Raw genomic sequence first — 25,060 nt, 5'->3', positions numbered from 1 at the left:
CGCGTCGCGAGGGTTTCGCCCGGTGATCGGGAATTTCTGCAAACTTTGTCGAACGCGCCGGACGAATTGCGCCGACGCGCTATCATATACGCTCGTGATCTTGTTCGGGCGCCGAGCGCCCGCTTCGAAAGGATAGACAGACTACATGGATTCCGGACAGCACGCCGACCGCCAGAGCCCGGGCATACTCAGAACCTTCCTCAGCCTGCTGGTCATGGTGGCCTTCGTATTCGGGCTGTCGTGGGTGCTGCGCACGTACGTGTTCCAGGCTTACGAGATCCCCTCGGGCTCCATGGAGGAGACCATCATGGTGGGGGACATGGTGTTCTCCGAGAAGGTGAGCTACTACTTCCGCGACCCCGAGCCGGGCGATATCGTGACGTTCCAGGATCCCGAGATCCCCGGGCGCGTGCTCATCAAGCGCTGCATCGCCGTGGGCGGGCAGACCGTGGACATCAACGACGAGGACGGCCTCGTGTACGTGGACGGCGTGGCGCTGTCCGAACCGTACACCCGCGGTTTGCCCTCCTACACGCTGGCCAGCGACGTCTCCTATCCCTACACGGTGCCCGAGGGCTATCTGTGGATGATGGGGGACAACCGCACGAATTCGCAGGATTCTCGATTCTTCGGAGCCATACCCGTCTCCTCGGTGACGGGAAGGGGCGCTTTGGTGTACTGGCCGCTCAATGATTTCAGCCTACTCGACTAGCGCACGCGGCCGAGGGGTACGGGTTTGATCGAGACAAGGAGAACCATGTCAACCGAACATGCATCCGCCGCTGCGGAGCAGGGGGCTGCAGCGCAGCTCCCTCCGACGTTCCAGGACGTCATCATGAACCTCCAGCGATACTGGGGGGACCAGGGCTGCGTCGTCTTGCAGCCCTACGACAACGAGGTGGGCGCCGGCACCAACGCCCCGGCCACCACGCTGCGCTCGCTTGGCCCCGACACGTGGCGCACCTGCTACGTGCAGGGCAGCCGCCGTCCGACGGACGGCCGCTACGGCGAGAACCCGAACCGCACCCAGCACTACTTCCAGTTCCAGGTGCTCATGAAGCCCTCGCCCGACAACATCCAGGAGCTGTACCTGGGGTCGTTGCGCGCCATCGGCATCGACGTGGACGCGCACGACGTGCGCTTCGTCGAGGACGACTGGGAAAGCCCCACGCTGGGCGCCTGGGGGCTGGGCTGGGAAGTGTGGATCGACGGCATGGAAGTGACGCAGTTCACCTACTTCCAGCAGGTGGGCGGCTTCGAGTGCAACCCCGTGCCGGTGGAGATCGCCTACGGCCTGGAGCGCCTGACGATGTACATCCAGGGCGTGGACAGCATGTTCGACATCGTGTGGAGCCGCGGCGCCGACGGCGTGAACTTCACCTACGGCGACGTGTACCTGGAGAACGAGCGCCAGTACTCGCGCTACAACTTCGAGGTGGCCGACACCGATTTCCTGTTCCAGGAGTTCAACGACCGCGAGGCCGAGTGCCTGCGCACGCTGGAGGCGGGCCTGCCGCTGCCGGCCTACGACAGCGTGCTGAAGTGCTGCCACGCGTTCAACCTGCTGGACGCGCGCGGCGTGATATCGGCCACCGAGCGCATGGCCTACATCCTGCGCGTGCGCACCATCGCCAAGGCGGTGTGCGCCTCGTACATGGAGCACGTGGTGGGCATCAAGCCCGCCGAGGACGACGAAGCAGGGAAGGAGGCCGGACGATGAGCAGCCTGCATACGCTTGCGTTCGAGATCGGCACCGAGGAGATTCCGGCGTTCGACCTGCACCGCGCGACCCTCCAGCTGGAGAAGCTGGTGCCCGAGGCCCTGGACGCGGTGCGCATCCCGCACGGCGATGTGGCCGTCTACACCACGCCGCGCCGGCTCATCGCCATCGTGGCCGATGTAGCCGACGAGACCGAGGCGCTCGAAGAGGTGTTCCGCGGCCCGTCCGTCAAGATCGCCTTCGACGCCGACGGCAACCCGACGAAGGCCGCCACGGGCTTCGCGCGCGGCAAGGGCGTGGGCGTGGACGCGCTCGAACGCCGCGAGGAGAACGGCGTGGAGTACGTGTTCGCCACGAAGAGCATCGCCGCCCGCGACGTGGCCGAGCTGCTGCCCGGCGTGCTGGAAGGCGTGATCACGGGCACCTCGTGGCCGAAGTCGTGCCGCTGGGGCACTACGAGCGAGTACTTCTCGCGGCCGGTGCGCTGGCTCGTGGCGTTGTTGGACGAGCGCGTGATCCCCGTGCGGTTCGCGGGCCTTACGGCCGGCAACCTCACGCGCGGCCATCGCTTCCTAGCCCCCGGGCCGCACGAGGTGGCCACGGCCGCCGATCTGCTAGGCGTCGTCGAGGCCGCGCACGTGGTGTCGAGCGAGCAGGCGCGCGAGGCGGTCATCCGCGAGGGCGTGGCGCAGGCCGAGCAGCGCACGGGCGCCCGCGCCGAGCTTCCCGAGAAGACGCTTCTGGAGGTTGTGAACCTCTGCGAGCAGCCCACGGTGCTGGTGGGCACGTTCGACGAGGAGTTTCTGCGCGTCCCCGAGGAGATCATCGTCGACGCCATGCTCATGCACCAGCGTTACTTCCCGCTGTACGACGCGGACGGCAAGCTGACCAACAACTTCATCGTCGTGTCGAACGGCGACCCGGCGCACGCCGACACCATCACGGGCGGCAACGAGCGCGTGGTGCGCGCCCGCCTGTCCGACGCGAAGTTCTTCTACGAGGAGGATCTCAAGCATCCGCTGGAGACGTACGTCGACCGCCTGGACGAGGTGGTGTTCCAGGAGACGCTGGGCACCATGAAGGAGAAGGCCGACCGCATCGTGGCCCTGGCGAAGCATCTGGCCGCCGACGCGCAGCTGAGCGAGGCGGACGCCGCCGACGCCGAGCGCGCCGCGTACCTGGCGAAGGCCGACCTCGTGACGAACGCCGTGGTGGAGTTCACCAGCGTGCAGGGCGTCATGGGCTCCTACTACGCCGCCGCCTGCGGCGAGAGCGACCAGGTGGCCCGCGCCATCGCCGACCATTATCGCCCGCGCTTCTCCGGCGACGAGCCTCCCGCGTCGGACGTGGGACGGATCGTGGCCATGGCCGACAAGCTGGACACCGTCTGCGGCCTGTTCGCCGTGGGCCAGGGTCCCACCGGCTCGTCCGATCCGTTCGCGTTGCGCCGCAGCGCCATCGGCATCGTGGCCATGTTGGAAGCGGGCCTGCCCGTGTCGTTGGCCGCCGCCATCGATGCGGCGCTCGGCACCTACCAGGATGCCGGAATCGACTTCGACCGCGATGCGATCCGCGCCGAGGTGGCCGACTTCTTCGTGACGCGCACGAAGGTCATGCTGCGCGACGGCGGCTGCTCTCATGACACTATGGACGCCGTGTTGGCAACCGGCGTGGAGGAGCCTGCGCAGATCATCGCCCGCACTTATGTGCTTGAGGCGGAGCGTTTGGGTGCTCCCGAAGCGTTCGACGATTTGGCCACGGCCTACGCCCGTGCGAACAACCTGCGCGACGCCGATCTGGGCGTCGAGGTAGACGAAGCGCTGCTATCCGACGCCGAGCGCGCGCTTCTGGCCGCCACCGACGAGGCTGCTGCTTGCGTGAAGGAGGCTCTCGCTGTCGATCATTTCGGTGCCGCCCTCGCCGCCCTCGCGGCGCTGCGCGCGCCCATCGACGCGTTCTTCGAGGACGTGCTCATCATGGACGACGACCTCGCCCTGCGCGAGAACCGCCTGCGCCTGCTCAACCGTTTCGTCGCCGTGTTCGCCCATGTGGCCGACTTCGGCAAGATGGCCAAGGGCGCGAAGTAGCCCATGGACGAATTCATCGCCTACGGAAGCTCCACCGAGTTGCCCACGATCCACGTGATCAGCGACTCGGTGGGTCTGACGGCCCAGGCGGTGGCCCGTGCGGCCGCCGCCCAGTTCGGCGTCACGAACCCCGTCATCGAGGTGCTGCCGAAGGTGCGCACGTTCGAGGAGATCAAGGAGTTCATCGACGAGCACAGCGCCGTGCACAAGCGCAACACCGGCGATGGGCGCATGCTCGTGTTCTACACGCTCGTCGACCGCGACCTCTCGCGCCAACTGGCCGAATACGCCGGCGGTCGCGATGACATCGTGGCGGTCGACCTCGTGACGGACGCCATCGGCGCCATCGCGCACATGACGGGCAAGCAGCCGTCCACGAAGCCGGGCGGCCTGCACGTTGCCGACCAGTACTACTTCCGGCGCATCGAGGCCATCGAGTTCACCATCGCCCACGACGACGGCCGCAACCCGCAGGAGCTCCACCAGGCCGACATCGTGCTTCTGGGCGTGTCGCGCTCGTCGAAGACGCCCACGTCCATCTACCTGTCGCAGCAGGGCTACAAAGTGGCGAACATCCCCCTCGATCCCACCACCGAGCCTCCGGCGGAGCTCGAGCAGGTCGACCGCACGCGGCTGTTCGGATTGATGACGACGCCCGAGGTGCTCATCGGCATTCGGCAGCGCCGTTTGGGGCGCGCGAGTGCCGTCGCTTCGCGCTATGCCGATCCCGAATACGTGTACCGGGACTTGGAGGACGCCCGCGCGCTCATGCGCAAACTGGGCTGTATTGTCATCCACACCGAAAATCGTGCCGTTGAGGAAACGGCGCAGGAAATTTTGCGCTACTATGAGCGAGCCCATCCTCCATCAGCTGATATGATAGGGTCAGCCTGAGACTAGGGTTCCCAATGTATAGGTAGGTAAAGTCGGTACGTCGGGTTAAGGAGAAAAAGGTGACTGAAGAAGTCAAGCGAGTGTATGCGTTCGGCAAGGACGCGCAGGGCAACAACGTAACTGAGGGCAACACCAGCATGAAGGCGATCCTCGGCGGCAAGGGCGCGAACCTCGCCGAGATGGCCAACATCGGGCTGCCCGTGCCTCCCGGATTCACCATCACGTGCCAGACCTGCATGGAGTACGCCAATGCGGGCAACGCGTGGCCCGAAGGCGCGCTCGGCACCATCCAGGAGTATCGCGAGGATCTCGAAGCCCGCATGGGCAAGAAGATCGGCGATGCGGAGGACCCGCTGCTCGTGTCCGTGCGTTCCGGCGCCCCCATGTCCATGCCGGGCATGATGGACACCGTCCTCAACCTCGGCCTGAACGATCAGTCCATCAACGGGTTGATCAAGCAGACCGATAACCCGCGCTTCGCCTGGGATTCCTACCGTCGCTTCATCCAGATGTTCTCCAACGTGGTCATGAACCTCGACGGCGACCTGTTCGAGAACGCCATCACGGCTATGAAGCACGCTCGCGGCGCGGCGTCCGACACCGATCTCACCGCCGAGGACCTGCAGGAGCTCGTGGCCGAGTTCAAGCAGATCTTCGCCGAGAACGTGGATGCAGCGGCGTATCCGAGCCTCGTCGTGGACGGTGCCGTGCAGTTCCCGCAGGATCCCAGCGTGCAGCTGCAGCTGGCCATCGAGGCCGTCTTCGGCAGCTGGAACAACCCGCGCGCCACGCTGTACCGCAAGCAGAACAAGATCGCCGACGATCTGGGCACCGCCGTCAACGTGCAGTCCATGGTGTTCGGCAACAAGGGCAACACCTCTGCCACGGGCGTCGCGTTCACGCGCAACCCCGCCAACGGCGAGAAGGAGTTCTACGGCGACTACCTGGTGAACGCCCAGGGCGAGGACGTCGTGGCCGGCATCCGCAACACCTCGCCGATCGCCGAGCTCAAGGACGTGGACGGTCTGGAAGAGGCCGGCCGCGAGCTCGAAGAGGTGTTCGTCACCCTCGAGAACCACTTCCGCGACATGTGCGACATCGAGTTCACCATCGAGCAGGGCAAGCTGTGGATGCTGCAGACCCGCGTGGGCAAGCGTACCGCCGCCGCCGCGCTGCACATCGCCATCGAGATGGAGAAGGAGGGCCTCATCTCGAAGGAGGAGGCCGTCATGCGCGTCGATCCCGAGCAGCTCGACCAGCTGTTGCACCCGCAGTTCGACAAGAACGCCTCCTACGACGTTGTCGCCAAGGGCCTGAACGCCTCCCCCGGCGCCGCCGTGGGCGAAGCCGTGTTCTCCGCCGCCGACGCGGTGGCCGTGGCCGAGGCGGGCCGCAAGTGCGTGCTCGTGCGCTGGGAGACGAACCCCGACGACCTCGCCGGCATGATCGCCGCCGAGGGCATCCTCACCTCGCACGGCGGCAAGACGTCGCACGCGGCCGTCATCGCCCGCGGCATGGGCGCCCCGTGCGTCTGCGGCGTGGAGGCGCTGCGCATCGACGCCGAGAAGAAGCAGGCCAGCGTCGTGGGCACCGACATCGTCATCAAGGAAGGCGACATGATCTCCATCGACGGCACCACCGGCTCCGTGGTGCTGGGCGCGGTCGAGCTCGTGCTGCCCGAGATGACGGGCGACCTCGACACCATCCTCGAGTGGGCCGACGAGTTCCGCACGCTGGGCGTGCGCGCCAACGCCGACAACCCCGAGGACGCCGAGCTGTCCCGCGGCTTCGGCGCCGAGGGCATCGGACTGTGCCGCACCGAGCACATGTTCCTGGGCGACCGCAAGCAGATCATCCAGACCTTCATCCTCAACGAGGATCCGGCCGTGCGCGAGAAGGCCGTGGGCGAGCTCTTGGCTGCCCAGACGGGCGACTTCCTGGGCATGTTCCGCGCCATGGACGGGCTGCCGGTCATCGTGCGCCTGCTCGACCCGCCGCTGCACGAGTTCCTGGAGAGCCCCCGCGCGCTCGACGTGGAGATCGCCAAGCTCGAGGCCGCGGGCGGCGATAAGGCGCTCATCGCCGAGAAGCGCATGCTCATGGAGCAGATCGACGGCATGAGCGAGGCGAACCCGATGCTGGGCCTGCGCGGCTGCCGCCTGGGCATCGTGTACCCCATCCTGCCGGTCATGCAGGTGCGCGCCATCGCCACCGCCTGCGCCGAGCTGCAGAAAGAGGGCTTGAACCCGAAGCCCGAGATCATGATCCCGCTCGTGTCCGTGGTGGCCGAGCTCGAGAAGCTGCGCAAGGTCGCCGAGGACACTATCGCCGAAGTCGCCGCCGAGCAGGGCGTCGAGCTTGACATCCCCGTGGGCACGATGATCGAGCTGCCGCGCGCTGCCGTCACGGCCGACGAAATCGGCGCGGTTGCCGACTTCTTCAGCTTCGGCACGAACGACCTGACCCAGACGACGTTTGGCTTCAGCCGCGACGACGTGGAGGCCGAGTTCGTCCCGCAGTACCTGGCCGAGCGCCTGCTGCCCTACAACCCCTTCGCCACCATCGATCCGGGCGTGGCGAAGCTCGTGGAGATGGGCGTCGAGCTGGGCCACAAGGGCAACCCCGACCTCGTCTGCGGCGTGTGCGGCGAGCACGGCGGCGATCCCGATTCCGTGAAGACGTTCCACACGATCGGCCTCGACTACGTCAGCTGCTCCCCGTACCGCGTGCCGCTGGCCCGTCTGGCCGCCGGTCAGGCCGCCCTGGCCGAGAAGATGGGCGACGGCCGCGACAAGTAGCCTCCGTCCGAGACCTCGCATGATCGAAGGGCCCGCAGCATCGCGCTGCGGGCCCTTTCGCGTTCGGCGTCGAGTTGCGAGTGCGACGGGACGCGAAACCTTCAGTGAGAGGGTGCGAAAAGGGCTCCATCTTGTTGACGGAGCCCTTTTTGAAAGCTTGGACAGCTTGTTTCAAACTGTATGCTGCAAAACAGGTCGCGCGATGTGCCGGCTCTGTTGGGAGCAGCTAGACCGTCTCAAGGTACTTGGCAACGCTCTTGCCCGCTTCGCGGCCCAACACGATGGCCATGCCGAGGCTTACGCCGGGCGTGGGGGTGATGTATTCCACGCCGAAACGACGACCGCAATCGTTGCCGGAAACGTACAGGCCGGGAATCGGCTCGAAGTTGGCATCGAGGGCGTTCTGCTCTGCGTTGGTGATGATTCCGCCGCAGGTGCTCATGATCTCGCCAAGTCCCGGATTGCCCGCGAGCGCGTAGAACGGACCATCCTTGACGGGGAAGAGCACTTCCGCGTAGCGACCGAAATCCTCGTCGATGCCGTATTCGCAGAACTTGTTGTACTTCTCGATTTCCGCGACGAACGTCTCGACAGCATCGCCTTCGAGCCCGAGCTGCTTCGCCAGGCCCTCCAGCGTGTCGTCCGCGATGAATTCCGGTGCTGCGAACATCGCTCCAGCCTGGTTGTCCTCCTTGGAGGATTCGGGCTCGACCCAGGTTCCCTTGAACTTCTGATAAGCCTTGTCCATGCCTGTTTTTAGCTCTTCGATCGCGGACGTTGTCGGGCTGAACATGCCGTGTTGCGGCACGGTGTACTGGCGGTACTCGGGGAAGTTCGAATCGAACACGCAGGAGATGGGCTCTCGGGGCAGATACACGTTCGGCACGCCGCGCTGCTCGACAACGGGGTAGAACTCGTTCATGAAGCGCTTGCCATCGGAGCGGACCCATACAGCTTGAGGGAAGTTGTTCATAGAAGTGGGTGCTTGGATGTGCTTGGCGTTCATGCCGGGGATGATGCTCTCCAAATGAGCTCCCGCCCAATGAGCCATCTTGATGCCGTCGCCTTGATACTGCCAATTCGAGGCGTCCCCGACGAACCTTTCATTGCCGAAGGCATCTTTCCAAGCTTCTCCCTCGATCATGTTGTTCTTGATGTCGGGCATCAGGTCGTTGAGCATTTCCTCGTTGTAGGCGAAGCCGCCCGTGGCCACCACCACGGCCTTGCAGCTGAACTTGAGGTACGACCCGTCGGCCCGGTTCTCGGCGATGACGCCGGACACCTTGCCATTGTCCTGCAGGATCTGCAGTCCCCGCGTGTTGAAGAAGAACTCCGCTCCTGCGGCTTTCGCCTTTTCGCGGTTGTATCCCTGGATCTTGGTCTGATTACACTCTTCCGCATATGCGGATATGACGCCGGGGTAGAACTTGATGGGTCCGATATTGGGCAGCAGGTGCGGCCATGTTTCGCCTGCTGCGGGGGATCCGCTATGGCTCAAGGTGGCGATGTCCGAATCGGTCAGGCTGTCGTAGTACCAATCGATGTTATCGCCCATGTTCTGGCAGTACCTCATGATGAGCCCGGGGTTGCCCTGGTTGCCGATCATGGTCATCCAATTCTGGTAGTACTCGACCGGGTCGACATCATGGTACTGGTTGCCTTCGGTGATCTTGTTGACAAGGTTCGAGTTGACGCCACAGCTCTCGTTGCCCGTTGCCATGTACGTTTCTTCGGGTTGGAACTCGAGAAGGGCGACCCGGTAACCCTGCTCGGACAGCTCTCGGCACGAGGTTACGCCCGCGTACCCATGGCCCACCACGACCGCATCGTAATCACCGGCTTCGCTTGCTTGCGCGGAGTAATCTTGCGGCGTCCGCCAAGAGATTGCGCCCTCCGTCGCGCTGCCGTCGGATACGTTCTTCTCATCGGACTTGTCGCTGTCCGTTTTTCCGTTCGGCGAGCACGCCGCCAAGAAACCCGCTCCTACGGTTCCTACGCCAGCAAGCGCTGCGCCTTTGATGAAACTACGCCTATCCATCCCTCTCTCCGTTCATCTCAACAGCTAACACGAAAGATGCTGCCGGTCGGTTTGCCTTCAAGCCGGGCAGCAAGGCAAAGACTACGCAAACCGCTTCTTTTTCGGAATCGCGATATTGAGGGAATTGGGAAAAGAGTCCTTGCAAAGCGCCTGGAAAGCATCGCGGTTTTTGGGGAATTACGCAAAACACGAGGTGAAACGCTTATGGCGTTCGCCGGTTCGCCGGAGCGAAGCTGCTTGGGCGACGAGTCTCCGGTTTTAGAAATCCGTCATCGAAGACGGCTCGTTCTCGTTTTCTATAAGCTGCAGAAGGTCCTCGCGCGAGTGGATGTCCAGCTTTTTGTAGATGCTCTTGATATGGGAGCGGACGGTGGAGTCGGACAAGAACATCTTCTTTGCGACGTAGGCGGGGGAGTAGCCGCGCCCTAGGAACAAGAGCACCTCTCTCTCGCGTTTCGACAGGCCGCCCTTGTCGGCAACCCGATTGCAGCATGTTTCCAAGTCCGACAGCAGGTTCGGCTTGTTCGCCTGCTGCGAAGGGAGGTACATTGTTTTCCACGAGCGTATATTGGGCACCAGAACCAACGAGATGAAGTACAGGGTGGAAAGCGCAAGCAATACTGCTTCCTCGTTCCCGCTGATGCCCGCAAGATCGCCGAAATGCAAGCCGATGATCGAAACCAAGCAAAAAGCGGAGATCGAGCTACCGAAGATCAGAGGCACCGAGAACTCTTGCGCGTGCGCGATCGCGCAGAACGAGGCCAGCGCAAGCACCCCTATAGCGCCGAAGAACACGTAAATGCCGATCATGCCGATGCTGTGCACCGCATGACCTGTGGGGAAGCTGCTGAGAAACAACAATATGGCGGCGAAGATGGGCAGGTATATTTGGAACACGAACGGCAAAAGAGGCTTGTCCGACTTCCTAAGCCATAAAGGCAGAACCGAGACGACGGCGAGGATCGTGCCGATGCTTTCGGCGTACATGTTGCCGAAAACCGCGATCTTGCGTACCGCCATCGTCAAGGCGAACAGCAAAAAACCCACGAACGGACCGAGGGCGACCGAGAAGAAGGAGTGGAACACGGTGGAATCTTGGCTTTTCGCATCGCGTTGCACGTTCAGCAGGCGAACGAACTCGCCGTGCGTAGAGCGGATCAGCAGGGGCACGAGTCCGAGAATGCTGAGCAGAAGAAAGCTCGCGACCCCGGTTTCGGGACCCATGTAAACGAATCCCGTATTGATGAGCGCGCAGATGGCCAGCAGGACGCTCAGGCGAATGAGGGCTTCCCGGAACGTGAGGGTGGAGAATACGCTTCCCCAAGCGATGCAAAGGAGCAAGGTCGTCGTTCCGCAGAGCGTTCCTCCGAGCAAGGAGCACAATTCGACCGGAACTCCGGGGAGAAGAAGGGAAGCGAAGAGCAGGAAAAGCCCCGTCAGGTAGAGAAGCGCGACGATCGTCATTCGAAGAGGAGTTAGGAATGTTATCCGACTTGGTTCTTTCGCGCACAGCGCGATGCACGCGGCTGCCATGCCGGCGACCATGGCGCTCGCCAACGTGGAGTGGACGAAATACGGCATGGCCAAGTCGAAGCCTGCCAAGTCGGGGCTGAATATCATGTTCGGGGAGTAGAGTGGCAAGGTTGCGAAAAAGGCTACGAAACAAACTTGTTCGAATGCGGATGGCTGGCTCATGTCGAATCCTTCTCGCTTGTACCTATCTGCCAAGTGCATGGATCTTCGCGCTCCGGTCATGCGGCACCGTCTTTTTCCGGTAGCGCTTGGGCGGCCGCCGTTTCGCCCACGAGCCAGATGCGGTCATCGGGGAACAGGCGCGTGTTGCGGCTCGGCTTCATCTTGAGCAGCTTCTCATGCTCGTGTGCGACGACGAGGCAGCCGAAGGAGCCCTTGAAATCGACGGCGCCGATGGTCTTGCCGGCGAAGGGCGAGCCCGCTTCCACGGAAAGCGACACGCATGCGAGATCCAACTTGTCGGGGTGCGCGGCCGCGTACTCGTCGAACGATGCGCTGACGGCATCGGCCTCGTCGATGGAGTCCTCCTTGAGCAGGGTTTGCAGGTAGGCGTCCACCTCGTTCTCGGTGCCGAGGAACGTCAGCACGTCGCCCTCGCGTATGCCCAGCGGGTCGGCCGGGTCGTTGATGCGCCGCACAAGCTCCTCCTTGGTCAGTCGCGCGAGCGCTTGCGATCCCATGCGCACGCCCTCGCGCTCGATGGCCATGAGATCCAGGTTGTGCGCTATGCCGAACAGGAAGTCGCTCGACCGCTCGGCGCCCAATCGGCGCAGCGTGCGCGACGCTTCGACCTCCACCACGTACAGGCGCTCCTCCACCCACCCGGCGCGTTCCTCCTCGTCGGATTCCGCCAGGCGCTCGGCCAGGATGGACTCGTTGAGGTTGCCGACGAAGCTCGTCTCCAGCTTGAGGAACCACGAATGCAGCGTGCGCGAGCGCGCGAGCAACAGCGAGCACGTCGCCGCCAGAACGAACATCCACACCGATTGGCGCGCGCCGGCCGCATGCACGATGTAGGCCACCACGCCGCAGGACGCCGCGCCGCCCGCCAGCATCAGGACGGCCAACGGCACATGGTTTCGACGGCTCTTCATCCACAGCACGCCGAACTCGTTCTTTCGTCCCGTGTAGAACAGGTTCGACAGGAACAGTCCCGTCACGAAGATGCCCACCGCGGCAAGCAACGGGTTGAGAACGGCCTCCGGCACGAAACCCGACAGCAAAGGAAGGGCCGTGTTCATGAGCACCTCCACCGATGCGATGCCGGCCAGCACCACGAGCCCCAGCTTGAGCGTCCAGCGTTTGAGGTAGTCCACCCATAAGTTCGGTTCGCCGTCCTCTTCCTGCGCGCGCTCCAGATGCTCATGGCGCAGTGCGAACAGGCTTTCGGGCAAGACGCGCACGAGGAGGTGGTAGATGCGTTCGGAATTCTTCACCAGAAGAGGCGAGGCGAGCGTCGTCGCCACCGACACGGTGACGATGACGGGGTAGAGGAAGTCGGGAGTCACGCCCGTCGCCGATCCTAGCGCGGCGATGATGAACGAGAACTCGCCGATCTGCGCCAGGCTGAGCCCGCTCATCACCGAGGTTTTCAGCGTTGCCCCCGACAACAGAGCGCCCAACCCGCAGAACAGCGAGCGTCCGATGATGGCCACCAAGGCGATGACGACGATGGCTCCCAGGTTCTCCGTCACGGCCGCGGGTGTGACCAGCATGCCCACCGATACGAAGAACACGGCTCCGAACAGATCCTTGATGGGCTTGAACAGCGCGTCGACGCGCTTTGCCTGCACGGTGCCGGCCAGGATGGATCCGGCGAGGAACGCGCCCAGCGCCGAAGAGAACCCGATGGCGTCGGCCAGAACCACCATCCCCAAGCACAGCGCGATGGACGCGATGAGCAGGATCTCGTCGTTGAGCTCGGAACGCAGGCGCTTGAGGGCGCTCGGCACGAGGATGACGCTGAGCGCGAACCATACCACGAGGTACAGCGCCATGCGTCCGATACGCACGGCCACCGCACCGCCGTCCACCGACGCGCTGACCGCCACCGTGGACAGCACCACGAGCAGGAACACGCCTGCGATGTCCTCGATGACCAGCACGCCGAACACGAGCTGGGCGAAGGCCTTGGTGCGCAGGCCCAGCTCGCCGAACGTCTTCACGATGATGCTGGACGACGAGATGGCCAGCATGCCGCCGAGGAACAGGCTGGTTGACGGCGACCAGCCAAGCAGCGTGCCGCAGGCGAACCCTGCCGCTATCATGAGCGACATCTCCACGACGGCCGTGACGAGCGCCGGACGGCCCACGGTGGTCAGCTTCACCACGCTGAACTGCAGTCCCAGGCCGAACATGAGGAAGATGACGCCGATCTGCGACCAGGTGGACACGTCGGCCGTCTCCACGATGTTGGGGATCCAGCCGATAGCGGGGCTCACGAGGAATCCGGCCACCACGTACCCCAGCACGAGCGGCTGTTTGAAACGCCGGCAGACGATGGTGGCCACCGCCGCCACGGCGAGCAGCAAGGCGAGGTCGTTGACGAGCTGGGGTATGGACTGCATAGGTTCCTCTTCGCGCACTGTACGGTCGAAACCTCATTGTAGCAAGCCGAGACGCGTCGGCGGACGAAAAAGAAGCGGCCCTTGCGGGCCGCTTCCCAAACATGGATCGGTTTCTGGTTTCTTACGATTCCGCCAGCTCCGCGGGGGTGGCGCGGCGCGCCATGGCCTTGTCGTAGTCTTTCGTGCCGGCGAACACCTCGTTCATGTACGGGTTCACCTTGAGCTTCTTGGCGCGGTACATGATGTAGGCGAACGCGGCGATGTTGGCCAGAAGCGCGATGACGGACACGGCCAGGTTCACGTTCGGGTTGTTCACCGACTGCACGCTGAACACGCTGTAGTCCTGGAACGCCGGCACGCACTGGGCGAACATGCACCAGATGGCCAGTGTGAACGCGCGGTTCTGGATCCAGCCGCCTTTGTTCCAGAAGAACGCCGCCACGGTGGGGGCCAGCAGCAGGGCCAGGCCGCAGTACCAGGAGTGCGTGGGCAGGCAGTTGTAGGTGTAGCAGAAGTTCCACAGGTCGTAGGCGATGATGAACACCCAGGTCATGTCCGGCCACAGCATGTCCTGGCGCTTCTTGGAAATGTAGATGCCGAACCAGCCGGTCATGCAGGCGATGTTGATGATGCCCGCCACGCCGTTGAACACGTTGTGCCAACCGCCGTACAGCGTGACGCCCTCGGAGGACACCCAGGTGGTGCCCCAGGCGCGGATGGCGCTCTCGAAGTCGCTGACCACGGCGATGAGGATGTTGATGGCCACGATGACGAACGGGAAGCACTTGAACCAGTGCGCCTTGCCGATAGCGCCCCACGAGTACTTGATGGCCATGAAGCCGATGCACCCGATGGTGGCCGCGTAGAGCTTCGCGTAGTGGAACCAGCTGTTCATGTGCACGTGCGTGGGGTTGTCGAGCGCCCACTGCTGGCCGATGCCGGCGCCGATGGAAATGGCGACGAAGTACGCCGTCAACGCGACGGGCAGCACGATGAAGCAGAACACGCCGCCCGCCTTCGTGCGGCGCGCCACTTCGTTGATGAGGATCAACCCGATGAACACGATGGCCCAGCCGAGCCATTGGTACAGGGCGTTCTCCCCGTAGACTTGGAACAACATGACACCCTCCTTCTTCAGGGTACGCTTCGCACAGGCCGCCTTCCGGCCTGCTGTTTCTTCAGATGAGATTATCGATACCGTTGCATGCGGGTTCGCCTGCGCAGGTTCTATCCGCTTTCGGGTGCGCCGTTCGCGCCGCGGTCCATGTGCAGCGTTTGGGCGATGAGATCCTTCAGCACCTCGTCGTCGACGTCCGGATGCGTTCGCAGGTAGCCGACGATGCCCAAGATGAGCACGTAGAACGTCTCGTAGACGTGCTCGATGCGTATCTCGTGCAGCGCGCCGTAGTCGCGCACCGTGGTGTCCACGATGTACGTGGCCACGCGGTCGGCCACGCGGTTCACGAAGTCGATGTAAAGCGCCGCGTTCTCGTGCGAGGCCAGCGAGCGGCGGAACGCGTCGTGCTCGAACACGCCGAGGCGCATGAGCTTTACGACGCTGGAAAGGGCGCTTTCGATGTCGCCCGGGTGCCGTTGCGCGTTCCAGTAATGAGTGGCCTCGATGAAGTCGGCCACGTAGTCGTCGAGGACGGCCGAGGTGACGGCCTCCTTGTCAGGGAAGTAATGGTAGAACAGCGAGCGCGCCACGCCCATGCGGTTGGTGATGTCCTGCACGGAGGTTTTCGAGAGCCCCTGCTCCTCGTACAGCTCGCGGGCCGCGGCCACGATGTCGGCTCGACGCTCGGCCGATGCCGCGTTGCGCGCCTTCTCGTTCGAGGTTGCCATGCCGCCCTCCTTGCCCCGTTCGCTTGAACGATCCTGCGGTTCGCCGCCATGGCGGCGTGTTTCGTTCGATCCCCTGATGAGCGCAGCATACGCCCCTGGTTGACGGAGCGTCAATAGACAGTTTCAGGGATTCGTCAACGAAGAGGGGGACGTAAGCGGCGAAGCGCGCGCGTCCGCGACGGCAATGACGAAACGCGCGAAGCCGTCAACCGCGGCTTCCTCTTTGCCTGCGAGGATGCTAGCATGCAGGTCATTAAGTTCATTTGTGAAACGAAAAAAGAACGCAGATGAACTAATGAGGGAGCAAGCGGACGCAGGGCCGCATCTCGGCCGAGGCGGCGTCGGGCGATCCGATGCCGAGGGCATCGCGGAGCAGCGGACGCGAAACCGAGAAGGAGGGGTCATGAAGGAGAGCAAGCGGATCGGAAAGCGGAAAGGAAGGCGCTGGCCTATCGTGGTCGGCGTGATCGCGGCGGTCGTCGTGGCGGCGGGCGCGGGTTTCTGGGTTTGGCACGAGCAGCCGAGCTTCTGCAACGCCGTTTGCCACGATCCGATGGACGCCTACGTGGACGGCTACTTCAGCGACGCGACGCTTATGGCGAACGCCCACGAGCGCGCCGACGTTACGTGTTTGAAGTGCCACGAGGCGAAGTTGTCCGATCAGGTCGCCGAAGGGCTGTCGTGGGTGCGCGGAGATTTCGCCACTGACGAGACGGGGCATCTGACTACCCATGGCGTGACGGCCGACAAGAAGATGTGCGCATCGGCCGGCTGCCATGATTGGGAAGACGTGAAGGCCGCCACCGAGGATTGGGGAGGCGAGGCGGGGGTGAACCCGCATGCGTCGCATCAGGGCGAGGCCATCGATTGCAGCAACTGCCACGGCGCGCATGGATCGTCGTATATGTACTGCAACGCGTGTCACGACTACGCGGTTCCCGACGGCTGGGAAAGCCCCCGGTAGGGCATGCGAAAAGGAGGAGCGATGATGAAGAGGACGGCAGCGGCCGTATGCGGGGCCGCGGTGCTGGCGGCGGGCATGACGGGCTGCGGCGCGGGATTCGAAGGTTCGGGGTCGAAAGACGCGGCCAGCGCCGAGCAGCTGGCCATGCGCCTGGACGATCCGTGGGCTCAGGAGGTTCAGGCCGATCAGGGCGCGAAGGCCGAAGGCGAGCTCGCCGACGGCGTGTACACGGGCACGGGCAAAGGGATGGAGGGCCTCGTGACCGTCAAGCTGCTCGTGCAGGACAACCGCATCTCGTGTTTGGAAACCGCGCAGGAGGGCGAGAGCCAGAGCCGCGGAGGCTACGAGGCCATCCGCGACGGCAGGTTCGCCGCCATGATCGAGGCCGCGCAAGGCGCCGGCATCGACGCGATCAGCGGCGCCACCATCACCACGGCGGGCGTCAGGCAGGCGGTGGAGGACGCGCTCTCGCAGGCAGAAGCCACCGCCGCGAAGCAGGAACAGGGGGGATCCCGATGACGAAGCAGGTTCACGGGCAGACGGGCGCGCATGCGCCGCTGTCTCGCCGCGATTTCTTGACGAGGGCGGGCTTGACGGTGGGAGCCGCCGCGGCCGCGGCGGCGGTGCCGGGCGCGGCCTATGCGGTGCCGGAGGGCGTGATCGGCGACTGGGCGGCCGATGGGTCGAAGGCCGTCGACGTGCCCGACAGCGCCGTCACCAACGCCTCTTGGTCGGACGGCACGTATCGCGAGCACAACGGCGCGGCGTTCCCGGCGGACGATGCAAGCCCTATCCCTCCGCGCGCGGTGCCCGCGACATGGGATTACGAGTGCGACATCTGCGTGGTGGGCGCGGGCGGCGGCGGCTTGAACGCGGCGGCGCGCGCGGCCGAGCAGGGCGCGCGGACCATCTGCGTCGAGGCTATGGGCCTGCACGGCGGCAACGCCCAGGAGGCGGGCATGTGCGCCATCCTCGGCGGATCGAAGCTGCAGGAGTCGAAGCGTTTCGCGTTCCCGTCCTACCCCTTCGACGCGCGCAAGCTGGCCGATTGGGCCATCGACGAGTACCATTACGCGTGCGACCCGCTGCTCATCCACCGCATCGCCGAGGCGGGCGGCACGTGCATCGACTGGATGGCCGACTGCGGCGTCCGGTGGCGCTTGGGCGAGGTGCCGGTGTACGTGGCGCCGAAGAACTCGACGCTCGACCACCATGTGCTCAAGATGAAGGACGCCACCGACGCCATGTTCAGCTTTGGTCAGAAGCACGGCGTGCAGTACCTCTTCCAAAGCCCGGCGGAGGCGCTCGTGCAGGACGGCGACGGGAGGATCGTGGGCGTGGTGGTGCGCGAGGATTACGGCGCAGAGAAGTACATCCACGCCGAACGCGCCGTCATCCTCACGGCGGGCGGCTTCTGCAACAACAAAGCCCTGTTGGAGCGCTACATCCCCACGGCGGCCATGGGCTGCGCCTCGAGCTACCTCACGGCGGGCGAGACGGGCGAGTGCTTCCGCATGGGCTTGGGCGTGAACGCCGACGTGTCGGGCTTCAACAGCTCGGCCAGCTTCGACGGCGGCGTCGATTGGGAGGCCGAGGGCGGCCAGTGGGCGCGCTTCCTCTACGACGGCATGACGCAGCTGTCGCGCCAGCCGTGGTTCACCGTCGACCGCTGCGGCAACCGTCTTCGCTACATGGACAGCCGCGTGGGCGAGGACGGCGCGAACGCCATCTACGCGCTGGGCGATCTGGCCACCATCCAGATGACGCCGCCGGGGCACCGCTCCTACATCGTCTTCGACGCGCACTACGAGGATCATCTGGCCGGCTTCGCGCAGGAGCATTGCCGCAAGCTGATCACGCCCGACCTCGAGCAGATCGACAAGGTGCCCGAGCATTATCGCGACTGGCACCACGGCGTGCAGGACGCCATCGACGCCGACGTGCTGAAGAAGCGCGACTCGCTGGAGGAGCTGGAGCGCGACCTGGGGTTCGCCCCCGGCGTGCTGGTAGAGGCCGTGGAGAAGTGGAACGCGTGCTGCGAGCGCGGCGAGGACGACTTCATGTATCCCATGCCTCCCGAGTGGCTGCACGCCATCAAGGACCCGCCGTTCTACGGCTGCCGCATCGGCGGAAACCTGTACGGCACGAAGGCAGGCCTCATGATCAACGACGAGATGCAGGTGATCTCGACCAAGGGCACCGTGATCCCCGGCCTGTACGCGGGCTGGCACACGGCCGGCGGCGCGTGCGGCGAGAACAGCTACATCGGCGACCCTATCCTGGGTTCGCTGTTGGGCGACGTGAGCCTGGCGTTCTGCGGCGGGTACTTGTGCGGCACGTACGCCGTCGCCAACGAGATGAAGGGAGGGGAGTAGCATGAAAGAGCAGTTGAAGGACATGGCGCGGCCGTATGCGATGCTGTTCCTGATCGCGCTCGCGGTGGCGATCGTGGGGCGCATCGGGCTGGCCGTGATGGACTTGACCGGAACGCTTTCCTACGACTACATCTCGGCGGCCGACGTGCCCATCCTCGACGTCGTGTGCTCCATCCTGACCGGGTCGGCGCTCGTGGCGTTCATGTACGCAGCATCGCTGGCGATGGTCGTGTCCACGGTGGGCGTCGCGCTGCACGGTCTGCTGTTCGCGCGCCGCAGCGAGGGCGCGGGCAGGCCGGCGACTGCGTTTCTGTGGGGCTGGGCGACGGCGCTTGCGGCCATCGTGTGCCTGCTGATCACGGCGAGCGGGATACTCTCTGCCGTGCAGGTGGCGTCCATGAGCTCGAAGCTGCCCTCCCTGCCGATGCTCGTGCTGGCGCTCGTGGGGTTCGCGGCGTTTCTCGGCACGCTTCTGGGCGCAGCGTCCATGACGGTGTGCGCTTGCCTCGCGCGGGCGCGCGACGAGAAGCGCGCAGGCTGGAACCTGGTGCTCGCGGCTTTCGTCTGCGGTCTCGTGGTCATGGTTCTCACCGTGGGCACGTTCTCGGCCGTCAACTCGGCCAGCATCCAGCTGGGCACGGTGGGAGCATGGTTCGCCGCCGACGTGGTCGTGAACCTGGCCATCATGTTCGGGATGGGCGCGCTGGTGAAGAAGGGTCGCGCGTAGCATGGAATCCCGGTCGCGCTTCTCCTTTCGGACAGGGGGAAGCGCGGCCTTCTTTTAGGAAATATCCCAGTGTCCGGCGCGTGGGCTTCCGACGCGCCGGACGCGCCCGCTTTCCTTGAGCGAAGCTATGGCGCGCTCCGTCGTGCGTCTTGCCAGGCCGACGGCTTCCGCGATCTCGGAGACCGTGATCGAAGGGTTCTCGGCCATGAGGCTCAGGATGCTATTCCTCAGCCCGTCCTCTCGACGCTCTTCCGTGCAGAAAGGCTCCATCGCATCGCGGATGGCCGAGAGCATGAAGGCTACGAAGGCGGTCGAGGATCCGGTCGCGTTCGATTCGTTCAATGCGGCGTAGTACGCGTCTTGGCGCTCCCGGATCATGCTTTCGATCGGCAGCCAGGCGAGCACGGAGCGCCATCGAGCCAGCAGCAGCGTGTGCCAGAGCCTTCCGATGCGGCCGTTTCCGTCGGAGAACGGGTGGATGAATTCGAACTCGTAATGGAATACGCACGAAGCGAGAAGCGGGTGGAGCTTCGTCGAACCCAGCCATTCGAACAGGTCGGCCATAACTTCGGGAACGTAGGATGCGGGGGTTCCGGCATGGATCAATCGATCCCCGTCGTATACTCCTGCGTTTTTCGTCCGGAAGGTTCCCGCGTCCTTGCGCAGGCCTTCCATCATGACGCCGTGGGCCTCGAGGAGGTCGTCCATGTTGCGCGGATCCCAGTTGCCGAGCAAGTCGTATGCTCGTTTGGCATTCCGGACCTCCCGGATATCGTCGGGCGGACCGAAGACGCGCCGGCCGTCGATGATATCGGTCACCTGCTCCATTGTGAGCGTGTTCTGCTCGATAGCCAGAGAAGAGTGTATGGTTTTGATACGCAGCTCGCGATGGAGGACGGGCGAGGAGGACAGCGCGGAGTCGGGTGCGAGCCGTCCCACCATCTCGGCGATATCCAAGGCGGTTGCAGTAATCTTGTCGGTGGGGTCGAAGGGCGGTTCGTACACCAGAGGCCTCCTCTCGAATATTTTACCGCCAGTATTTTACCGCCAATGGCGGTAAAAAGAAAGTGCGAGCGTCTTGCTCGTCTTTTTTCCGGTGCGGAGAAGGTTTTTGCATGCGGAAGTCTGGCATCGGCGATCCATGCGCAGACGGCGTGCGCGTCAGTCGATGGGCTGGAGGAGGCCGAGCGCGGCTTTGCGCTCGGCCTCCTTGCGCGCTTGGACGTCGGCGATGACGATGCGCCAGGTGCGCGCGAGAGCATGGCGCTGTCGGCGATCGAGCCTGCTCCAAAGGTGCTTGCGCGCAAGCAAGGCGACGGTTCGGACGATGATCCTCTGCTGTCGTTCGCCCTGGGGCATGGCAGCGGCGAACACGGCCTTGCGGTCGCGGGGGCTGGCCAGCCTCACGGCCCATTCCCGTTCGACGAGCCTGTCGACAGCCCGCGCAACGGCGACCGGGGTCATCTGCAGCTGATCGGCTATGTCGCCGATGCGAAGCGGCTCGCCCACCTCGCCGAGGCGCTGAAGCACGCGGCACTCGCTGAGGGATGCTCCGCACGCGGATTGCAAGGCGCTCTCCATCGCGCGTTTCACCAGCTCGAGCGACACGAGCGCGCGCGAAGCGGCGAAACGGCTGGCGGCCTCGCCGGACGGTGCCGCCTCGATGCTCGCGCCGGCCGCGATGGAGGCTTCGAGGATGGTGCGGTGGGCAGCGTCTTCGGTGGGGAACAGGGCGTAGAGGCGCTCGACGAGCGCGTCGTTGGCCTGCGCCACATGGCTTGCTCCGGCGTCGGTGATGCCCACGGTGCGCACGCGCCTATCGCCGTCGCCGGCGCGCCGGCGCGTCGCGTACCCGGCGGCTGCGAGCGCGTTCACGGCCTGCGTCACCACGTTCGGCTTGAGGTCGAGCGTCTTTCCGAGGCTGGACTGGTCGATGCCGTCCGGGCCAGCGGACAGCAGCTTCACCAGCACGCGGTACTGCGTCACGCTGAGGCTGCTGGCCTGCGCCAGCCCGCTTTTGAGCGCGCGATGGGTGAGGTCGAACGCGACGAAGAACGTCGAGTCGAGAGAAAGGTCGCGCTCGGTTTCGATCCCATCCATGCTCAAACCCCCCCTTTTTTTCCTTTTTTCGCGCGCTCTGCAGTTCGTTCATCGGTGAAACGATATTGTAGCGCGAGCATGAGCGGTTCGGGGAAAACCCATCAGAGCGCCACTTCGCCGTCGCCGAAGGCAAAGCAGCGACGAGGGACGAACGCGCATGCGCCCGAGCAGCAAGCCTTTCCTTCTCATGCACGCTTTTGTCAAGCATGTACGGGCATTTCGCCCCGTTTTCCTTGTCAAAAGCGTGCATGTAGGCAATGCGCCGTTCGTGCACGGCGGCGCTCTCGCGCGCGAGGATGCCCTTTTCCGGCGACTGCGCGCTTAGCGGCGCGCGCGCCAGCGTCCGATGGCCTTCGCGATCTCGGTCTGTACGACGGACAGCAGGGCGAAGCCCACCACGAGCGCCCACTGCCCGAGGTCCATCGTCGTGCCGCCGAACGCGTCGATGAAGGGCGGCACCAGCAGCACGACCAGCATGAGCGCGATGCTGGCCGCCGCGGCGAGCCCCAGCTGGCGGTTGCGGGCGCCCTCGCGGTCCCAGACGGGGTCGGTGGCGGAGCGCTGGTTCAGGGAGCGCAGCACCTGGGAGAATCCCAGCACGCCGAACGCCATCGTGCAGCCCAGCTCGTAGCTGCCCGCGTTCTGGCCGATCACGAAGGCGACCAGCGCGAGCGCCGCGATGAACACGCCCTGAAAGATAACGCGGCGCGCTAGCGGGCCGTCCAGCAGGTTGTTCACGCGCATGGGCGGATGCTCCATGATGTGGCGGCTGGCGGGCTCCACGCCCAGCGCGAGCGCGGGCAGCGACGCGGTTGCCAGGTTCACCCACAGGATCATGACGGCGGTGAGCGGCGCGTTCCAGTTCAAGGCCACGGCGGTGAGCAGCACCACGATCTGAGCCACGTTGTCGGCCACGAGGAAGGAGACCACCTTCTGGATGTTGCGGAACACCCGGCGGCCCTCGCGCACGGCGTAGACGATGGTGGTGAAGCGGTCGTCCATGAGGATCATGTCGGAGGCGTCCTTCGCCACGTCGGTGCCCGTGATGCCCATGGCCACGCCGATGTCGGCGGCTTTGAGCGCGGGCGCGTCGTTCACGCCGTCGCCCGTCATGGCGCACACCTCGCCGGCATGCTGCAGCGCGCGCACGATGCGCAGCTTGTGCAGAGGCGACACGCGGGCGAACACCGAGGTGTTGCGGGCCGCCTCGTCGAGCGCCGCGTCGTCCATCTCGTCGAGCTCGGCGCCCGTGACCACGAGGTCGCCGGGACGGAAGATGTCCAGCTCGCGGCCGATGGCGCGCGCGGTGGAGGCGTGGTCGCCCGTGATCATGACGGTGCGGACGCCGGCGGTGCGGCAGGTTTCCACGGCCTGGCGCACGTCGGGCCGCGGCGGGTCCATCATGCCGACGAGGCCGATGAGCACGAGATCGCGTTCGATGTCCTCCTCGTCGCCGGGCACGCCGGGCAGGGCGCGGGTGGCGAATGCCAGCACGCGCAGCGCCTCGTCCGAGAGCCGTTGCGCCACGGCCAGCGCGCGGGCGCGATCCTCGTCGGTCATCGGCCGCGGGCCGTTCTCGTCCATGATGAAGGCGCAGCGGGGCAGCAGCGAATCGATCGCGCCCTTCACGGCGGCCACGATCTCGCCGTCGCGCTCGTGCACGGTGGACATGCGCTTGCGGTCGGAGTCGAAGGGGCGCTCGGCCAGGCGCGGGTAGGTCGAGCGCAGCGCGGTCGGGTCGATGCCGTTGTCGCGCGCCAGCACCAGCAGCGCGCCCTCGGTGGGGTCGCCGATGAACGCCTGCGCCCCCGGCGCGCCCTCCTCGGCGGACGCGAACGCGGCGTCGTTGCACAGCACGGCGGCGAACGCGAGGTAGCCGAACAGGTCGGGGTGCTCCTCGAGCGCCTCGGCGGGCTCGAGCGCCTCGTCGCGGTCGAGGTCGGGGCCCAGCGACACGCGCACGACGCTCATGCGGTTCTCGGTGAGGGTGCCCGTCTTGTCCGTGCAGATGACGGTGGCGCCGCCCAGCGTCTCGACGGCCGGCAGGCGGCGCACGAGCGCCTCGTGGCGGGCCATGCGCTGCACGCCCAGCGCCATGGTGATGGTGGCGGTGGCGGGCAGGCTCTCGGGGATCACCGAGATGGCCAGCGACACGGCCAGCAGCAGCAAGGGGGCGAACGGGCGGCCGTAGGCCAGGCCGACGGCCAGCACGGCCAGCGCCGCCGCCACGCCCACGATGGTGAGGATCTTGCCGAACGAGGCCAGCTTGCGCTTGATGGGCGTGTCCAGCTCCTCGTCGCCTTCCAGCATGCCGGCGATGTGCCCGACCTCGGTTCCCATGCCCGTGGCCACCACGATGCCCGCCCCGCGTCCCGCGGTGACGATGGCGGTGGCGAACGCCATGTTCGACCGGTCTCCCAGCGGCGCGCCGGGCAGAACCACGGCGGAGGCGTCCTTCTCGACGGGCACCGACTCGCCTGTGAGCGCGGCTTCCTGCATGCGCAGCCCGGCCGCTTCGACCAGACGCAGGTCGGCGGGCGCCATGCTGCCGTCGCCCAGCTGCACGAGGTCGCCCGGCACGAGATCGCGCGCGGGCACCACCATCTCCACGCCGTCGCGGACGACGCGCGCCTCGGGCGCGCTCATCGATCTTAGCGCTTCGAGCGAGGATTGCGCCTTGCGCTCCTGCACGATGCCGATGACCGCGTTCACCATCACGATGGCGAAGATGATGCCGGCTTCGGCCCATTCCTGCAGAAGCGCCGACAGCACGGCCGCCACGAGGAGGATGAGGATCATGGGGTCGGTCAGCTGCTCGCGCGCCATCTGCGCCAGCGTGCGCGGCGGCTTCGCGTTCAGCTCGTTGGGGCCCGTCTCGGCGAGGCGGCGCGCGGCCTCGAGCTCGCTCAGCCCTTCGAGCGAGGAGTCGAGCTCGAGGAGGACGTCGGAAAGGGGCTCCGCCTGCCAGGGTCGGGATGCGGGCGGTTTGACGGGTGCTTGAGTGTTCGGCATGGAGCTTCCTTTGCGCGGTCGTTGCGACGGTGTTCGCTTCCACGATACCCGTCCGCGGCTCGCGTCGATCGAACCGTCACGAGCCGGTTGCCAATCGGACGGTCGATCGTTCGGAGGGCATTCCCCGTCCCGTCGGTCGGCGCGGCGCGACGTCCTCTCGCCGCGCTCGGGCGCTTTCCGTTAGAATGGTGGTCTCCGAAGGAAAGGAAGCCCCGTGACCGCGAACCTCCGACTCGACCGTCTCCCGCGCACCGTGGAGCTGGCGCGCGCCGCCGACGGCGCCGCGACGCTCGCCTACGTCGACCAGCGCCTGTTGCCCGGCAAGCTCGCGATCGAGCGAACCGCGGATTGGGGGGCGGTGGTGGACGCGATCAAGACGCTCGCGGTGCGCGGCGCGCCC

17 protein-coding genes and 1 pseudogene are annotated in these 25,060 nt (G+C 65.3%); 10 read left to right on the top strand and 8 right to left on the bottom strand.

Annotation, left to right across the window (positions count from 1 at the left end; all coding sequences use genetic code 11):
* The first annotated feature begins 145 nt into the window (after positions 1-145).
* From lepB to ppdK, 5 genes are read left to right on the top strand one after another with little or no spacing between them, the layout of a single operon-like run.
* Positions 146-712 (top strand): signal peptidase I, encoded by a 567-nt coding sequence (lepB, locus tag HMPREF1023_RS02050; protein ID WP_009304485.1) that lies wholly within the window; start codon positions 146-148, stop codon positions 710-712.
* A 45-nt stretch (positions 713-757) separates the two neighbouring features.
* Positions 758-1,720 carry a glycine--tRNA ligase subunit alpha gene (locus HMPREF1023_RS02045; protein WP_009304484.1) on the top strand — a complete coding sequence of 321 codons (963 nt, stop codon included), beginning with the start codon at positions 758-760 and terminating at the stop codon, positions 1,718-1,720.
* Entirely contained in the window at positions 1,717-3,807 is a 2,091-nt protein-coding gene (gene glyS, locus HMPREF1023_RS02040; protein ID WP_009304483.1) for a glycine--tRNA ligase subunit beta, read from the top strand. Before HMPREF1023_RS02045 ends, glyS begins: the two co-directional genes overlap by 4 nt.
* 3 nt (positions 3,808-3,810) lie before the next feature.
* On the top strand, positions 3,811-4,701 hold the full coding sequence (locus HMPREF1023_RS02035) for a pyruvate, water dikinase regulatory protein (protein WP_009304482.1): 891 nt from the start codon (positions 3,811-3,813) through the stop codon (positions 4,699-4,701).
* 59 nt (positions 4,702-4,760) lie between these two features.
* Positions 4,761-7,499 carry a pyruvate, phosphate dikinase gene (gene ppdK, locus HMPREF1023_RS02030; RefSeq protein WP_009609124.1) on the top strand — a complete coding sequence of 913 codons (2,739 nt, stop codon included), beginning with the start codon at positions 4,761-4,763 and terminating at the stop codon, positions 7,497-7,499.
* 226 nt (positions 7,500-7,725) lie between these two features.
* Here the strand turns inward: ppdK and HMPREF1023_RS02025 are convergent, their stop codons facing one another.
* The 5 genes from HMPREF1023_RS02025 to HMPREF1023_RS02005 form a co-directional block, all read right to left on the bottom strand.
* Complete coding sequence (locus HMPREF1023_RS02025) at positions 7,726-9,537, bottom strand: FAD-dependent oxidoreductase (protein ID WP_009304480.1); 1,812 nt, start codon at positions 9,535-9,537, stop codon at positions 7,726-7,728.
* Positions 9,538-9,795: 258 nt separating this feature from the next.
* Positions 9,796-10,878 carry a response regulator transcription factor gene (locus HMPREF1023_RS02020; protein WP_227100869.1) on the bottom strand — a complete coding sequence of 361 codons (1,083 nt, stop codon included), beginning with the start codon at positions 10,876-10,878 and terminating at the stop codon, positions 9,796-9,798.
* Positions 10,879-11,288: 410 nt separating this feature from the next.
* Positions 11,289-13,637, bottom strand: coding sequence for a cation:proton antiporter (locus tag HMPREF1023_RS02015; protein WP_009304478.1), 2,349 nt, complete (start codon positions 13,635-13,637; stop codon positions 11,289-11,291).
* Positions 13,638-13,758: 121 nt separating this feature from the next.
* Positions 13,759-14,757: a DUF5692 family protein gene (locus HMPREF1023_RS02010; protein WP_009304477.1), complete on the bottom strand. Its 999-nt coding sequence runs from the start codon at positions 14,755-14,757 to the stop codon at positions 13,759-13,761.
* Between the two features lie 107 nt (positions 14,758-14,864).
* A complete protein-coding gene (locus HMPREF1023_RS02005; protein WP_009304476.1) occupies positions 14,865-15,482 on the bottom strand; it encodes a TetR/AcrR family transcriptional regulator in 618 nt (205 codons plus the stop codon).
* 403 nt (positions 15,483-15,885) lie between these two features.
* On the opposite strand from HMPREF1023_RS02005, the gene HMPREF1023_RS02000 reads away from it, so the two are divergent.
* The 4 genes from HMPREF1023_RS02000 to HMPREF1023_RS01985 are packed head-to-tail and all read left to right on the top strand — an operon-like array spanning position 15,886 to position 19,548.
* Positions 15,886-16,446, top strand: coding sequence for a cytochrome c3 family protein (locus HMPREF1023_RS02000; RefSeq protein WP_009304475.1), 561 nt, complete (start codon positions 15,886-15,888; stop codon positions 16,444-16,446).
* A 21-nt stretch (positions 16,447-16,467) separates the two neighbouring features.
* Positions 16,468-16,965, top strand: coding sequence for an FMN-binding protein (locus tag HMPREF1023_RS01995; RefSeq protein WP_035578295.1), 498 nt, complete (start codon positions 16,468-16,470; stop codon positions 16,963-16,965).
* Positions 16,962-18,821, top strand: coding sequence for an FAD-binding protein (locus HMPREF1023_RS01990; protein WP_009304473.1), 1,860 nt, complete (start codon positions 16,962-16,964; stop codon positions 18,819-18,821). The genes HMPREF1023_RS01995 and HMPREF1023_RS01990 overlap by 4 nt, the downstream gene beginning before the upstream one ends.
* 1 nt (position 18,822) lies before the next feature.
* Positions 18,823-19,548 (top strand): hypothetical protein, encoded by a 726-nt coding sequence (locus HMPREF1023_RS01985; RefSeq protein WP_009304472.1) that lies wholly within the window; start codon positions 18,823-18,825, stop codon positions 19,546-19,548.
* 54 nt (positions 19,549-19,602) lie between these two features.
* On the opposite strand, the gene HMPREF1023_RS01980 is transcribed toward HMPREF1023_RS01985, so the two are convergent.
* From HMPREF1023_RS01980 to HMPREF1023_RS01970, 3 genes are all read right to left on the bottom strand, one after another.
* Positions 19,603-20,553, bottom strand: coding sequence for a Fic family protein (locus tag HMPREF1023_RS01980; RefSeq protein ID WP_009304471.1), 951 nt, complete (start codon positions 20,551-20,553; stop codon positions 19,603-19,605).
* 156 nt (positions 20,554-20,709) lie between these two features.
* The gene (locus HMPREF1023_RS01975) at positions 20,710-21,648 is read right to left on the bottom strand and encodes a MarR family transcriptional regulator (protein WP_009304470.1); all 939 of its coding nucleotides are present in this window, start codon (positions 21,646-21,648) and stop codon (positions 20,710-20,712) included.
* A 321-nt stretch (positions 21,649-21,969) separates the two neighbouring features.
* Entirely contained in the window at positions 21,970-24,660 is a 2,691-nt protein-coding gene (locus HMPREF1023_RS01970) for a cation-translocating P-type ATPase (RefSeq protein ID WP_009304469.1), read from the bottom strand.
* Positions 24,661-24,874: 214 nt separating this feature from the next.
* On the opposite strand from HMPREF1023_RS01970, the pseudogene mtnA reads away from it, so the two are divergent.
* Positions 24,875-25,060: pseudogene (gene mtnA, locus HMPREF1023_RS01965) on the top strand (S-methyl-5-thioribose-1-phosphate isomerase); the annotation flags it as partial.

Source organism: Eggerthella sp. 1_3_56FAA (genome assembly GCF_000185625.1).
Classification (GTDB): Bacteria; Actinomycetota; Coriobacteriia; order Coriobacteriales; family Eggerthellaceae; genus Eggerthella; species Eggerthella lenta.
The sequence above is the reverse complement of the archived record's forward strand: the minus strand, read 5'-3'. Positions and strand labels throughout refer to the sequence as shown.